A 14,047-nucleotide genomic window follows, 5' to 3' on the forward strand; every position below is an offset into this window, starting at 1 on the left:
ATCGCGCGGCCAGCGGCCGCCTGGGCTCTGCCCTCGCCGCTGGCCGGCGACGATCCGTGGAAATCGCCCTATTTATATGGGTGTTCTCGGCCGGGGTCAAACCGTCAGCACGATCTTTCCGACGTGGGTGTTGGCCTCCATCAGGCGATGGGCCGCCTCGGCCTCAACCAACGGGAAGGTGGCATGGACCAAAGGCGCGATCCGGCCCTGGTCGATCAGCGGCCAGACCTCGGCCGCCAGCGCCGCCGCCATCGCCGCCTTGCGGTCGGTCGCTTGCGGCCGGAGCGTCGAGCCGGTCAGGGTCAGCCGCTTCAGCATCACCGGCATCAGGTTGAGCTCGACCGCCGAGCCCTGGAGGAAGGCGATCGACACCAGCCGGCCCTCGACCGCCAGCGCCTTGATGTTGCGGGCGACATAGGGACCGCCGACCATGTCGAGGATCACGTCCACCCCCCGGCCGCCGGTGGCCTCCTTGATCACTGCGACGAAATCCTCGGCGCGGTAATCGATGGCGTGGGCGCCGAGGCCGGCGCAGACCTTGGCCTTGTCGGGGCCGCCGGCGGTGGCGAACACCCGGGCCCCGCGCGCGACGGCCAGCTGGATCGCGGTGGTGCCGATGCCGCCGGCCCCGCCATGGACCAGCAGGCTTTCCCCTGCCGCCAGCCGGCCGCGTTCGACCACGTTGTGCCAGACGGTGAACAGGGTTTCGGGCAGGGCGGCGGCGCGGACGAAATCGTAGCCGCGCGGGAGCGGCAGGCACAGCCGGGCATCGACGGCGACATATTCGGCATAGCCGCCACCGGCGACCAGGGCGCAGATCTCGGCGCCGAGGGTGGGGGCGGCGACCCCCTCGCCCAGCGCGACGACGGTGCCGGCCACTTCCAGCCCGGGCAGGTCGGAGGCGTCGGGCGGCGGCGGATAGACCCCCTGGCGCTGCAACAGATCGGGGCGGTTGATGCCGGCGGCGGCGACCTTGATCAGCACTTCGCCCCGGCCGGGGCGCGGCACCGGGCGGGTGGCCGGGGTCAGCACCTCGGGGCCGCCGGGACGGGCGATCTCGATGCAGGTCATGGTGGCGGGGGTCATGGTCGGCGGCTCCCTGGTCTGTTGCGGCGGGCGTCACTCTGGTACGCTCGGGCGATCCTGGCAAGAGAGGATGCCCCCGATGGATGCCGACGATCTCGCCCCGCCGCCCGCGCCCGCCGCCGGATTCACCCCGCGGCCGCTCGATCCGCTGTCGGTCGCCGAGCTTGAACGCTACATCGGCCAGCTTGAGGGCGAAATCGCCCGCGCTCGCGCCGCGATCGGGGCCAAACAGGCGGTCCGCGCCGGGGCGGAGGCGCTGTTCCGCCGCTGAGGCGGGCGGGCGCCCGCTTCGGCGGCGCCTAATCCGCGCGGGCGGCGGCGATGGCGGGCAGGGTGACGGTGACCCGGGTTCCCTCGCCGGGGCGGCTGGCGACCTCGATCGCGCCGCGATGCATGGTGACGATCTGGCGCACCATGTGCAGCCCGAGGCCGGATCCGGCCACGGCGCCGGCATTGGCGGCGCGGCGGAAGCGTTCGAAGATCGACGGCAGGTCGGTTTCGGGGATGCCGATGCCCTGGTCGGCGACGGTCAGGGCGAGTTCGGCGCCCCGGTCGGCGGCGATCACCGCGATCTCGCTGCCGGGGGGGGGAATATTTGACCGCGTTGCCGATCAGGTTGTTGATCACCAGGGCGAGCAGGTTGGGGTCGGCCCAGGCCGCCAGCCCGGCCGGGGCCTCGACCCGGTAGCAATGGTCGGGGGCGATCAGGCGGCGCTGTTCCAGCGCGGTCTCGATCAGCGGCGCCAGCGGCACCGCCTGTTCATGCAGGACGATCCGGCCGGATTCGAGCTGTTCGTCGGCGAGGCAGGTGTCGATCAGGTCGAGCAGGCGCTGCACCCCGCCCCGGATGGTGTCGAGCCGGTCGCCGCCGTCGAAACCGGCGCGGTCGGCATGCATCCGCAGCAATTGCGCGGCGGAATCGATCACCGCCAGCGGGGTGCGGAATTCGTGCGACATCATCGACAGGAACTGGCGCAACTGGCGCTTGGCCTCGCTTTCGGCGGTCAGCGCGGCTTCGACCTGCTGCTTGGCCCGGCCCAGCGCATCGACCGCGTCCTCGAGGTCGCGGGTGCGTTCGGCCACCCGCTGTTCGAGGCCGAGGTTGAGCGCGGCCAGTTCGGTGTTGAGGCGGGCGATGGTGCTGAGGTCGCGCCAGGCGCGCAGCGCGCCGACCAGCGCGGTGAACAGCTTCTGCGCGGTCAGCTCGGTCTTGCTCTTGTAATCGTTGATGTCGTAGCCGACCACCACCTCGCGCTCGGGGGCGTCGCCGGGCTGGCCGGTGCGCAGGATGATGCGGATGCGGTCGTTGCCGCGCTGCTGGCGGACCCAATGCACCAGTTGCAGGCCGGCATCGGGGGTTTCCATCACCACGTCGAGCAGCATCACCGGAATGTCGGGGCGGCTTTCCAGCACCGCGCGGGCCTCGGCGGCCGAGGCGGCGGCAAGGCAGTCGAAGCCGCGCCCCTCGAACTCCATGTCGCGCAGCAGCAGCCGGGTCATGGCGAGAACCTGGGGGTCGTCATCCACCACCAGCACCGGCCAGGGCGGGGTGGCGGGGGCGGGCGGGGCGGCGGGCGCGGCGCGGGCGGCCAGCCGCAGGCGGCGCGGGGCGGTGCCCATCGCTCCTACCGGGGCTCGGCCGGGGCGATCGGCCCGGCGAAGGCATAGCCGATGCCGTGGACGGATTCGATCGGCAGCGGCTGGCCCAGCAGCTCCACCCCCTTGGCGCGCAGGCGGCGGACCATCGAATCGACCGAGCGGTCGGCCGGGTCCCAGCCGCGCTTGCCGAGCGCGCGGAAGATCGCGTCGCGCGACACCGGCTCGCCCGGCTGGGCCACCAGCAGGGTGACGAACACCCGTTCGTTGCCGGTCAGCTTGACGGCGCGGCCGTCGGGGGCGGTCAGGGTCCAGGCCAGCTGGTCGAAGGTCCAGCGCGGCAGCGCGGGGGCGGGGGCCAAGGCGGCGGGCGGATCGGCCGACGGCGTGGCGGCGGCGGCAGGTGGCGGCGGGGCCAGCCGCAGCCGGCGGGCGAGGCTGCGCACCTGGGCCTCCAGCTCGCGCAGTTCGACCGGCTTGACCAGATAGACGTCGGCCCCGACCTCGAGCCCGACCACCCGGTCGACGTTGAGGCCGCGCGCGGTCAGCATGATGATGCCGACCTCCGACTGGGCCCGCAGCCGGCTGGCGATCGAGAAGCCGCCTTCGCCGGGCAGGTTGATGTCGAGAATCAGGATATCGACGCCGCGCCGGGTCAGCAGGGTATCCAGTTCGCGCGCGTCGGCGCAGCCCTCGACCTCGTGGCCGCAGGCTCCCAGATACTCGACCAGATCCCCCCGCAGATGGGCCTCGTCCTCGACAACCGCGATCCGGGCCATCGTTCTCCTTCCCTTTTTCCCGCTTTCTGCAAGTCGGGTGAACAGCATAGCAATCCCGTTGGCCGAGTGACGAGCCCCAATTGAGCGGCCCAACGTTCCGTTACGCCGGTTGGCGGGTGGTCATGTGCCAAAGGTTCTATCCAAGGATGTCGTGGCGGCGGGCGCGGCCGGTCGGGCCGGTCTGGACAGGGCGCGGCGGCGGAGTCACGCTGGCGGTTCCGGCCCGGCGGCGAAGGAGGATCGGATGGAACGGCTCGACCTGCGTCTGTCGCTGCCCGGCCCGGCCGGGGCCGGCGGGCGGGAATGGATGGTGACCAACGGGCTGGGCGGCTATGCCTCGGGCCGGCTCGGCGGCGGGGCGGCGCGGCGCCATGACGGGCTGCTGGTGGCGGCGCTGCCGGGCTCGGGCCGCACCATCCTGCTCGACCGGCTCGACGAGACGGTTCATCCCGACGGCGGCGCGGCCTTCGCCCTCGATCAGGCCCTGGTCGAGGTGCGGTTCGAGCTGGGTTTGCCGGTGTGGCGCTTCGCCCGCGACGGGATCGAACTGGAACGGCGGCTGGTGATGCCGTGGCGGCAGAACACCACCCTGATCGCCTGGCGCCGGCTCGACCGGGGCGGGGCCAGGCTGCGGCTCGCGCTGCGGCCGTGGCTGCATATGCGCGGCAATGACGGCCCGGCCGACCGGCCGCTGGAGCCGCCGGCGCTGACGCTGCGGCCGGAGGGGCGGATCGAGATCACCCAGGGCGCCTTCCCGCCGCTGCGGCTGCGGGCGCGGGCGGCCGGGGTCGAACTGGCGCTCGATGGCGGCCGGATCGACAAAGCGTTCTATCAAGTCGAGGCGGCGCGCGATTACAGCCGGTTCGGCCCGCTATGGAGCCCCGGCCTGCTGCTGCTGACGCTGGATGCCGACGGGGCCGAATTGACCGCCTCGGCCGAATCCTGGGCGATGGCGCTGGCCCAGACCGCGACCGAGGCCGAAACGGCCGAGCGCGGCCGGCGTGAGCGGCTGATCGCCCGGGCCGACCCGGCGGCGCGCGATCCGGTCGGGCGGCAATTGGTGCTGGCGGCGGATGGTTTCCTGTTCGCCCCGCGCGGCCGCGACGATCTCGACGCCCGGGTGCGGGCGAGCGGAGAAACCCTGGTCAGCGTGATCGCCGGCTATCCCTGGTTCAACGATTGGGGCCGCGACACGATGATCGCGCTGGAGGGGCTGACCCTGGTCACCGGCCGCCCGGAGCTGGCCGGGTCGATCCTGCTGACCTTCGCCGCCTACGAACGCGACGGGCTGATCCCCAACAACATCCCCGACGGCGGCAGCGCCGGGGTCTATCGCGCCCTCGATGCCAGCCTGTGGTTCTTCCACGCCCTCGACCGCACCCTGGCCCGGGGCGGCGACCGTACCCTGTTGCCGCGCCTGCTGCCGGTGCTGCAACGGATCCTGGCCGCCCACCAAGCCGGCATTCCCGGCTTCGGCATCGGCGTCGATCCGGCCGACGGCCTGCTGTGCGGCCGCGATCCCGAACCCGGCCATATGCTGACCTGGATGGATTCGGCGACGCCGCGCCGGGGCAAGCCGGTCGAGATCAACGCGCTGTGGCATAACGCGCTGTGCCTGATGACGGGCTGGCTGGCCGAGGCCGGCGACGCTGCCGGGGCCGAGTCCGTCGGGGTGGAGGCGGCCCGGGTGCGGGACTCGTTCAACCGCCGCTTCTGGAACCCGGCGACCGGCTTCCTGTTCGATTTGCTGGAGGGCGAGGACGGCGACGATCCGGCCTGCCGCCCCAACCAACTCCTGGCCCTGTCCCTCCCTCACCCCGTCCTCGCCCCGTGTTATTGGCGACCGGTGCTGGACGCGGTGGTGACGCGGCTGTGGACCCCGGTGGGGGTGCGCTCACTCGCCCCCGAATCCCCCGATTATTACCCGTCCTATCTCGGCGACCTGCATTGCCGCGATACCGCCTATCATCGCGGCACGGTGTGGCCGTGGCTGGTGGGTCCGCTGGTCGATGCCTGGCTGCGGGTGCATCCCGACGACCGTGCTGGCGCCCGCCACCTGCTCGGCGCCTTGCCCGGCACCCTGGCCGAGGGCTGCGTCGGCACCCTGGCCGAGGTGTTCGACGGCGCCGCGCCGCATCTGCCCCGGGGCTGCCCGGCCCAGGCCTGGAGCGTGGCCGAGACGCTGCGCGCCTGGACAAGAACAGGGAATGGGATCCAAGGGCCCCCGGCCCTTGGCGGGTGCGGGCAGAGCCCGCCTCTTACCTCACCATCCCCTTAAGCTCATAAAGCAGATCAAGCGCCGCACGTGGGGTGAGGGCGTCGGGATCGAGCCCGCGCAGCCTTTCCTCGACCGCCGACTTCTCCGGCGCGGCGACGACGGCGGGGCTCCGCGCCGGCCGGGCGGCGAACAGCGGCAGATCGTCGGCCAGGGTCTTGAGCCCGGCCGCCTGATCGGAGCTTTCGAGCAATTCGAGCACCGCCTCGGCGCGGGCGACGGCGGCGGCGGGCAGCCCGGCGAGGCGGGCGACATGGATGCCATAGGAGCGATCGGCCGCCCCCGCCCCGACCTCGTGCAGGAACACCACCTCGTTCTTCCATTCCTTGACCCGCATCATGTGGCAGGCCAGCGCCGGCAGGGTGGCGGTCAGCCGGGTCAGCTCATGGTAATGGGTGGCGAACAAGGCGCGGCAGCGATTGACCTCGTGCAGATGCTCGACCACCGCCCAGGCGATCGACAGACCGTCGAAGGTGGCGGTGCCGCGGCCGATCTCGTCGAGGATCACCAGGGCGCCGGGCCCGGCCTGATTGAGGATCATCGCCGTCTCGACCATCTCGACCATGAAGGTCGAACGGCCGCGCGCCAGATCGTCGGCGGCCCCGACGCGCGAGAACAGCCGATCGACCACTCCGATCCGCGCCGAAGCCGCCGGGACGAACGAGCCGGCCTGGGCCAACAGGGCGATCAGGGCGTTCTGGCGCAGGAAGGTGCTCTTCCGATCCGCGCCGAAGCCGCCGGGACGAACGAGCCGGCCTGGGCCAACAGGGCGATCAGGGCGTTCTGGCGCAGGAAGGTGCTCTTGCCGGCCATGTTGGGGCCGGTAATCAGCCACAGCCGGGCCTGCTCCGACAGGTCGCAATCGTTGGCGACGAACGGGCCGGCCTGGTCGGCCTCCAGCGCCGCCTCGACCACCGGATGACGCCCGCCCCTGATCTCGAAGGCGCGGCCGGATTCGACCTGAGGCCGGTTCCAGCGGCGCAGCGCGGCCAGTTCGGCCAGGGCGCAGGCGACGTCAAGCTCGGCCAAAGCGGCGGCGGCGGCGGCGATCTCGGCCGCCCGCGCCGTTACCTCGCCGACCAGATCGTCGAACAGGGTCAGCTCGATCGCCAGCGCCCGCTCGGCCGCGCCGGTGATCCGCGCCGCCAGCTCGATCAGTTCGGCGGTGGTGTAGCGGGCGCTCTGGGCCATGGTCTGGCGGTGGATGAAGCGTTGGTCGAGCTTGTCGGCCTGCTTGCCCGGCACCTCGATGTGGTGGCCGATGATGTTGTTGTGGCGGATCTTCAGCGCGGTGACGCCGGTGGCCTCGACATAGCGGCGTTCAAGCTGCATCAGCAGGCCGTGGCTCTCGGTCCGGAGCGCCTTGGTCTCGTCGAGGGCGGCGTGATAGCCCTCGGCGATGAAGCCGCCGTCGCGGGCCAGCAGCGGCGGCTCGGGGGCCAGGGCCCGGGTCAGCCGATCGACCAGGGCGCTGTGTTCGCCCAGGCCGCGCAGGGTGGCGGCCAGCGCCACCGGCAGCGGTCCGCCCCCGGCGGCGCCGCGCAGGCGCGGCACGGTGGCCAGCCCGTCGCGGATCGCGGCGAGGTCGCGCGGCCCGCCCCGGCCGAGCGACAGACGCGACAGCGCGCGTTCGATGTCGGGGGCACTCTTGAGGATGTCGCGCCATTGCCGGCGCAGGGTTTCGTCCTCGACCAGGAACTCGACCGCGTCGAGCCGGTCGGCGATGGCGGCCGGATCGGTCAGCGGCGCCGCCAGCCGCGCCGCCAGCAGGCGGGCGCCGGGGCCGCTGACGGTGCGGTCGATGGTGTCGAGCAGCGAACCGCGCCGCTCGCCGGCCAAGGTCTGGGTCAGTTCGAGGTTGCGGCGGGTGGCGGCGTCGATCTCCATCACCGCGCCGTCGGCGAGGCGGCGGGGCGGGGCGAGGCGGGGCAGCCGGCCCTTTTGGGTCAGCTCGACATACTCGACCAGGGCGCCGGCGGCGGCCAGTTCGCCGCGCGAGAAGGCGCCGAAGCCGTCGAGGGCGCCGACACCGTACAGTTCTTCCAGCCGGCGGCGGGCATTGCCGGATTCGAAGCGGGGATTGGGCAGCGGGGTGAGGATGGTGTTCCATTCCCGCCACAGCTCGCGCCGCTCGGGGCCGTCAAGCAGCCGTTCGGGCACCAGCAATTCGCCGGGGGCGATGCGGGCCAGCGCCGCCGCCAGCGCCGCCGCGCCGACCGCCTGGGTGGCGAAATCGCCGGTCGAGACATCGACCCAGGCCAGCCCCAGCCCGCCCTGGGCCTCGGCCACCGCCGCGAGGTAATTGTGGGCGCGGGCGTCGAGCAGGCTGTCCTCGGTCAGGGTGCCGGGGGTGACGACGCGGACCACCTCGCGCGCCACCACCGACTTGCCGCCGCGCTTGCGCGCCTCGGCCGGGTCCTCCATCTGCTCGCAGATCGCCACCTTGAAGCCCTGGCGCACCAGCCGGGCCAGATAGGCCTCGTAGGCGCGATAGGGCACCCCGCACATCGGGATGTCCTCGCCCAGATGCTTGCCGCGCTTGGTCAGGGCGATGTCGAGCGCGGCCGAGGCGGCGACGGCGTCGTCGAAGAACAGCTCGTAGAAGTCCCCCATCCGGTAAAACAGCAGGCTGTCGGGATGGGCCGCCTTGATCGTCAGATATTGGGCCATCCCCGGGCTGGGGTCGTCGGAACGGGGGGAATCGGAAGCGGCCACGGTCGGTCTTCGTCGCAGGGGCAGGGGAGGGCCGCACCCTAGCCCGGATCGGGCCGCCCTGTCACGCTCAGGTGGGCTCCGCCCACACCCGCCAAGGGCCAAAGGCCCTTGGAACCCATTGGTGGTCGGGCGCGGACCGGCCTTTCAGCCTGGGCGCGGGCGCTGGTCGCGCGAAGGAGAGGGAAAGGGTTCCAAGGGCCTTCGGCCCTTGGCGGGTGTGGGCGGAGCCCACGGAAAACAGGCGGGGCCTTGGTGGCCCCGCCGTTTCGATCAGTAGCGGTAGGTTTCGGGCTTGAACGGGCCCTGGACCCCGACGCCGATGTAATCGGCCTGCTTCTGGTTGAGCCGGGTCAGGGTGGCGCCCAGCTTGGCGAGGTGGAGCGCCGCGACCTTTTCGTCGAGCTGCTTGGGCAGGACGTAGACCTTGCGCTCGTACTTGCCGGGGTTGGTGAAGATCTCGATCTGGGCCAGCACCTGGTTGGTGAAGGAGGCGCTCATCACGAAGCTCGGATGGCCGGTGGCGCAGCCGAGATTGACGAGGCGGCCTTCGGCCAGCAGCAGGATGCGCTTGCCGTCGGGGAACTTGATCTCGTCCACCTGCGGCTTGATGTTGGTCCAGGCGTAGTTCTTCAGCGCGGCGACCTGGATCTCGCTGTCGAAGTGGCCGATGTTGCAGACGATCGCCCGGTCCTTCATCGCCCGCATGTGGTCGATGGTGATGACATCGACGTTGCCGGTGGTGGTGACGAAGATGTCGCCGCGCGGCGCGGCCTCTTCCATCGTCTGCACCTCATAGCCTTCCATGCAGGCCTGAAGGGCGCAGATCGGGTCGATCTCGGTGACGATGACGCGGCAGCCTTGGCTGGCCAGCGACTCGGCCGAGCCCTTGCCGACATCGCCGAAGCCGGCGACCACCGCGACCTTGCCGGCCAGCATCACGTCGGTGGCGCGGCGGATGCCGTCGACCAGCGATTCGCGGCAGCCGTACTTGTTGTCGAACTTCGACTTGGTGACCGAATCGTTGACGTTGATCGCCGGCCACAGCAGGGTGCCCTTCTTTTCCATCTCATAGAGACGGTGGACGCCGGTGGTGGTCTCCTCGGTGACGCCCCGGATCGCCGCGCCGTTGCGGGAGTAGAAGGTCGGGTCGGCGGCGAGCTTCTTCCTGATCGCCGCGAACAGGAATTCTTCCTCCTCGCAGGTCGGGTTGGCCAGCACCGACAGGTCCTTCTCGGCGCGCATGCCGAGATGGATCAGCAGGGTGGCGTCGCCGCCATCGTCGAGGATCATGTTGGGGCAACCGCCGTCGGCCCATTCGAAGATGCGGTGGGTGTAGTCCCAATACTCTTCCAGGCTCTCGCCCTTGACCGCGAACACCGGGGTGCCGGCGGCGGCGATGGCGGCGGCGGCATGGTCCTGGGTCGAGAAGATGTTGCAGGAGGCCCAGCGCACGTCGGCGCCCAGCGCCTTCAGGGTCTCGATCAGCACGCCGGTCTGGATCGTCATGTGGAGCGAGCCGGCGATGCGGGCGCCCTTCAGCGGCTGCGACGGCCCGAATTCCTCGCGGGTGGCCATCAGGCCCGGCATCTCGCTCTCGGCGATGTCGAGTTCCTTGCGGCCCCAGTCGGCCAGGCCGATGTCGGCAACCTTGTAATCGGTGACGGTGCTCATGCGGATCCCCTGATCTAGCGGGTGGAATGGCAGGCCCTCTCTGTAGCAGCCCGGCGGGCAAAAAACAACATTACATAAAGATATCTTTATGTCCGCATGGGTTTTCCGCCGGATCCCCCCATCCCCCTGGCGAAGCGGCCCCTGGCCATTCCGGTTAAGGGTTTTGCCTATCTACCTGAAAATAAACGATAAAACCAATAACCTTAAGGGCAGTGGGCATTTTTTGCTTCCCCCCGGGGGGGAGGGTCATTTATAAAACCGGTGACCGCGATTGGTATTGTCGATAACCACTAGAGGAGAACAGCCGTGCGCGACAGGCTCCTCCCGGCAGCGATGCTGGTGATTCTGGCTGCGACGTCCCCGGCCCTGGCTGGCGAAAAGGCCGGCCCGCTTTCCGTTTCCTCCCCCGCTCCCGTTCGTCTGGCCGCCGCCGACGGGCCGAGGACCGCCTCGGTCGCCCCCGGCACCCGCGAGGCCCGGCTGGCGCCGCTGCCGCAGCCGCTCGGCGCGGCCGATGCCGGGATCTATCGCCGTGCCCTCGACCTCCAGGCCCGGGGCGACTGGGCCGGGGCCGAGCGCGAGCTGGCCGCCGTTGGCGACGATCTGCTGGTGGCGCTGCTCCAGGCGCGGCGGCCGTCGGCCGCCGGCCGGTCGGCCAATGGCCGCGCCGGCCGTGGCTTCGACCGGATCCCGGCGCGCGGGATCGAACTCGACGCCGACGGCGCGATGTGGGAACAGACCGCGTTCGACACCGATGAATCCTCGCCCCGCGTGCGCGCGCTGAAGAGCAAGCTGCGCCAGAGCCTGCGCGACGGCGGCACCGGCCGGGCCGAGGCGATCCTCGCCTCGGGCGAGATGCAGGGCCTCGGTCCGCTCGACCAGGACCGGCTGCGGCTGATGGTCGCCGCCGACCATTTCGCCGGCGGGCGCGACGATCGCGCCGCGTCGCTGGCGGCCGAGGTGGCCGAGCGTTCGGGCGAGCGGCTGCCGGCGGCGCATTGGGTCGCCGGCCTGTCGCTGTGGCGGGCGGGCAAGCCCGATCAGGCCCGCCGCCATTTCGAGGAGGTCGCCAACCACGCCGACGGCCAGGACTGGATGACGGCGGCCGGGGCGTTCTGGGCCGGGCGGGCCAACCTGCTCAGCCGGCGGCCCGAGGCGGTCAATCACTGGATGGAAGTCGCCGCCGCCTATCCGCGCACCTTCTACGGTCTGCTGGCGCGGGCGTGGCTCGGCTATCCGGTCAGCTTCTCGTGGGACCAGTCGCCCTTCACCGAGGATGACGCGGCGCTGCTGCTGCGGATCCCGGCGGCGCGGCGCGGGCTGGCCCTGCTCCAGCTCGGCGAGACCGACGCGGCGGCGGGCGAACTGGCCGGGCTGGCCCAGACCGCGACCCGGCCGGTCGGTCAGGCGCTGGCGGCGCTGGCCCAGTCCGCCAAGCTGCCCGGTCTGACCCTGGCGCTCGACGCCGATGACAGAAGCCAGCGCGACGCCGTCTCCTACCCGCTGCCGGAATGGGTGCCGCAGGGCGGCTGGCGGATCGACCGCGCCCTGGTGCTGGCGCTGGCCCGGCAGGAATCCTCGTTCAATCCCGCCGCCCGCGCGCCGTCGGGCGCCGCCGGGCTGATGCAGCTGATGCCGTCCACCGCCCGCGCCGTCGGCGGCCCGACCGCCCATGTCCGGCTGACCGATCCGGCGGTCAATCTCAGCCTGGGGCAGCGTTACATCGCCCGCCTGCTCGACGACGATCCGGTCAACGGCAACCTGATGATGATGGCGGCGGCCTACAATGCCGGGCCCGGCACCCTCGGCCGCTGGTTGCAGGGGATCCGTCACGGCGAGGATCCGTTGCTGTTCGTCGAAAGCCTGCCGGCGCGGGAAACCCGGGTGTTCGTCCAGCAGGTGCTGTCGAGCTACTGGATCTATCAGGCCCGGCTGGGCCAGCCGCAGACCTCGCTCGAAACCCTCGCCGCCGGCAACTGGCCGGTCTATGGCGAGGAACCCGCCGCGACCCCGCTGCGTCTGTCCGCCAACGATCGCTGAGATCCTCGTTTTCCATAAAAAGCCCGCGCTTGCCTGACGGCGGCGCGGGTTTTTTTATGTGGGCTCCGCCCACCCTCGCCAAGGGCCGCAAGGCCCTTGGAACCCATTGGTTGTCGGGCGCGGAACGGCCTTTCAGCTTGGGCGCGGGGGTTTGTCGCGCGAAGGGCAGGAAAGGGTTCCAAGGGCCTTGCGGCCCTTGGCGGGTGCGGGCAGAGCCCGCGATCCGCTACCCGTTGACCACCGCGCGCAGGTCCTGGGTCGGCAGGGCGGTCGGCACGCTGGACAGTTCGACCCATTCGTAGGCCGACGGATCGGCGAACAGTTGGCGCAGCAGCAGGTTGTTGATGGCGTGGCCGCAGCGGATGCCATGGAAGGCGCCGAGGATCGGGCCGCCGGCGAGGTACAGGTCGCCGATCGCGTCGAGCACCTTGTGGCGAACGAATTCGTCGCCGTAGCGCAGGCCGTCCTCGTTGAGGACGCGGGTGCCGGTGCTGTCGATCACCACCGCATTGTCGAGCGAGCCGCCCCGGGCGAGGCCGTGGGCGCGCAGGGCGGCGATTTCCTGCTCGAAGCCGAAGGTGCGGGCGCGGGCCACTTCCGACTTGAAGCCGCCCTCGGACAGCGGCAGGTAGAAATCCTGGCGCGAGATGGCCTGGCTGGCGAAATCGATCTCGACCTGAACCGAGAAGGCGGGAGCCGGGCTCAAGGTGGCGACGCGGTCGCCGTCGCGCACGGTGACGCGGCGCTTGATCCGCAGGGCGCGGCGGGGGGCGGGCTGCTCGACCACGCCGGCGCATTCGATCAGGAACAGGAAGGGCGCGGCCGAACCGTCCATCACCGGCACCTCGGCGCCGTTGATGTCGATCAGGCAATTGTCGATCCGCATCCCGGCCAGGGCGGCGAGCAGATGCTCGACCGTGCCGATGGTGACGCCGGCGGCATTGCGCAGGCAGGTGTTGAGGCGGGTGTCGCCGACGCTGGCCCAATCGGCCGGGACGATCGCGCCGCCGCCGGCGATGTCGACGCGGCGGAAGCGGATGCCGCTGTTGGCTTCGGCCGGGCGCAGGGTCATGGTGACGCGCGCGCCGGAGTGAAGGCCGATCCCGCAGCATCCGATCGCAGTCTTGAGCGTCCGCTGCAGGGTGGCCGAGCCACCCGCGCTGGAGCTGATGGTGTCGAAGCCGGGAATCTGTTCGCTGATGATCTGATTCACGCGCGTTCCCCTATTTTCCTTGCCGACGCCTCGTCTTGCCGAGCGGTCGAGGCGTGACGAAATCTGCTTTTGACCCTGTTAGGTCTACCAGCCGGGGATCCAGCGCTCAAATCAATCATTGTTGCCGATTGTTTCACTGCCAACGCATTGAAAAAAAGGGCCCGTCGGGCGAAGACGGGCCCGTCGAAGGTGCAGGCGCGAAGGGGTGGGGGGAGGGGACTCCCCCCAGGTCCGAACGGAACGGCGACCCGGTCAGTTGGCCTGACGGCGCAGGAAGGCCGGGATGTCGAGATCCTCGCCCGGCCGGGGGGCCGAGGTCGGCTCGCGCCGGGCCTCCATCCGCGGCGCCGGGGCTTCCGGCGCGCGCGGGGCCGGCGGGGCGGGGTGGCGGTTGCGGTTGACGAGGCGGTCGAGCAGGCTGCCGCTGCGGCGCGGTTCGGTCGCCGCCGGGGCGGCCGGCTGGGGATGGGCCAGATTGGTCTCGGCGATGTCGGACACGGCGCGATGCAGCGTGCCCATGTCGGGCTCGGCCTCGTCATGGAAGCGCGGGCGGCCGAGGCTCGGCTCGGCGCGCAGCTCGGGCTCGGGCCGCAGCGCCGGCTCGGCCGGGCGGGGGTCGAACTCGGGCTCGCGCGCCATCCGGGCGGCGGCGGGCGCGGCCGGCGCGGTTGC

The 14,047-nt window shown here is 71.3% G+C and carries 8 protein-coding genes and 2 pseudogenes; 3 read left to right on the forward strand and 7 right to left on the reverse strand.

Annotated elements, in window-relative coordinates:
• Positions 1-96 precede the first annotated feature (96 nt).
• Entirely contained in the window at positions 97-1,086 is a 990-nt protein-coding gene (locus tag ACFSNB_RS15165) for an NAD(P)H-quinone oxidoreductase (protein ID WP_377318065.1), read from the reverse strand.
• On the opposite strand from ACFSNB_RS15165, the gene ACFSNB_RS15170 reads away from it, so the two are divergent.
• Positions 1,085-1,357: a DUF1192 domain-containing protein gene (locus ACFSNB_RS15170; protein WP_465264570.1), complete on the forward strand. Its 273-nt coding sequence runs from the start codon at positions 1,085-1,087 to the stop codon at positions 1,355-1,357. The two genes, ACFSNB_RS15165 and ACFSNB_RS15170, sit on opposite strands and share 2 nt — an antisense overlap.
• On the opposite strand, the gene ACFSNB_RS18905 is transcribed toward ACFSNB_RS15170, so the two are convergent.
• Complete coding sequence (locus ACFSNB_RS18905; protein WP_465264571.1) at positions 1,258-2,706, reverse strand: sensor histidine kinase; 1,449 nt, start codon at positions 2,704-2,706, stop codon at positions 1,258-1,260. The genes ACFSNB_RS15170 and ACFSNB_RS18905 overlap by 100 nt on opposite strands.
• A gap of 5 nt (positions 2,707-2,711) precedes the next feature.
• The gene (locus tag ACFSNB_RS15185; RefSeq protein ID WP_377318069.1) at positions 2,712-3,461 is read right to left on the reverse strand and encodes a response regulator transcription factor; all 750 of its coding nucleotides are present in this window, start codon (positions 3,459-3,461) and stop codon (positions 2,712-2,714) included.
• A gap of 244 nt (positions 3,462-3,705) precedes the next feature.
• On the opposite strand from ACFSNB_RS15185, the gene ACFSNB_RS15190 reads away from it, so the two are divergent.
• Positions 3,706-5,739 carry an amylo-alpha-1,6-glucosidase gene (locus tag ACFSNB_RS15190; RefSeq protein ID WP_377318071.1) on the forward strand — a complete coding sequence of 678 codons (2,034 nt, stop codon included), beginning with the start codon at positions 3,706-3,708 and terminating at the stop codon, positions 5,737-5,739.
• Here the strand turns inward: ACFSNB_RS15190 and mutS are convergent.
• Positions 5,720-8,406 (reverse strand): annotated as a pseudogene (mutS, locus tag ACFSNB_RS15195) (DNA mismatch repair protein MutS). The gene ACFSNB_RS15190 and the pseudogene mutS overlap by 20 nt on opposite strands.
• A 315-nt stretch (positions 8,407-8,721) precedes the next feature.
• A complete protein-coding gene (ahcY, locus tag ACFSNB_RS15200; protein WP_377318073.1) occupies positions 8,722-10,122 on the reverse strand; it encodes an adenosylhomocysteinase in 1,401 nt (466 codons plus the stop codon).
• 306 nt (positions 10,123-10,428) lie between these two features.
• Between ahcY and ACFSNB_RS15205 the strand changes: the two genes are divergently transcribed.
• Entirely contained in the window at positions 10,429-12,162 is a 1,734-nt protein-coding gene (locus ACFSNB_RS15205; protein WP_377318075.1) for a lytic transglycosylase domain-containing protein, read from the forward strand.
• Positions 12,163-12,388: 226 nt separating this feature from the next.
• Here ACFSNB_RS15205 and lpxC read toward each other — a convergent pair whose 3' ends face one another.
• Positions 12,389-13,375, reverse strand: a complete 987-nt coding sequence (lpxC, locus tag ACFSNB_RS15210) for a UDP-3-O-acyl-N-acetylglucosamine deacetylase (RefSeq protein WP_465264572.1) — start codon at positions 13,373-13,375, stop codon at positions 12,389-12,391.
• Positions 13,376-13,627: 252 nt separating this feature from the next.
• Positions 13,628-14,047, reverse strand: a pseudogene (locus tag ACFSNB_RS15215) (cell division protein FtsZ); the annotation flags it as partial.

The organism is Phaeospirillum tilakii (genome assembly GCF_042683125.1).
Classification (GTDB): Bacteria; Pseudomonadota; Alphaproteobacteria; order Rhodospirillales; family Magnetospirillaceae; genus Phaeospirillum; species Phaeospirillum tilakii.

Bases quoted from the DNA above. Each gene is read 5' to 3' on its own strand.
- ACFSNB_RS15170 (WP_465264570.1), top strand. From the start codon at position 1,085: ATGGTCGGCGGCTCCCTGGTCTGTTGCGGCGGGCGTCACTCTGGTACG.
- ACFSNB_RS15165 (WP_377318065.1), bottom strand. From the start codon at position 1,086: ATGACCCCCGCCACCATGACCTGCATCGAGATCGCCCGTCCCGGCGGC.
- ACFSNB_RS18905 (WP_465264571.1), bottom strand. From the start codon at position 2,706: ATGGGCACCGCCCCGCGCCGCCTGCGGCTGGCCGCCCGCGCCGCGCCC.
- ACFSNB_RS15185 (WP_377318069.1), bottom strand. From the start codon at position 3,461: ATGGCCCGGATCGCGGTTGTCGAGGACGAGGCCCATCTGCGGGGGGAT.
- ACFSNB_RS15190 (WP_377318071.1), top strand. From the start codon at position 3,706: ATGGAACGGCTCGACCTGCGTCTGTCGCTGCCCGGCCCGGCCGGGGCC.
- ahcY (WP_377318073.1), bottom strand. From the start codon at position 10,122: ATGAGCACCGTCACCGATTACAAGGTTGCCGACATCGGCCTGGCCGAC.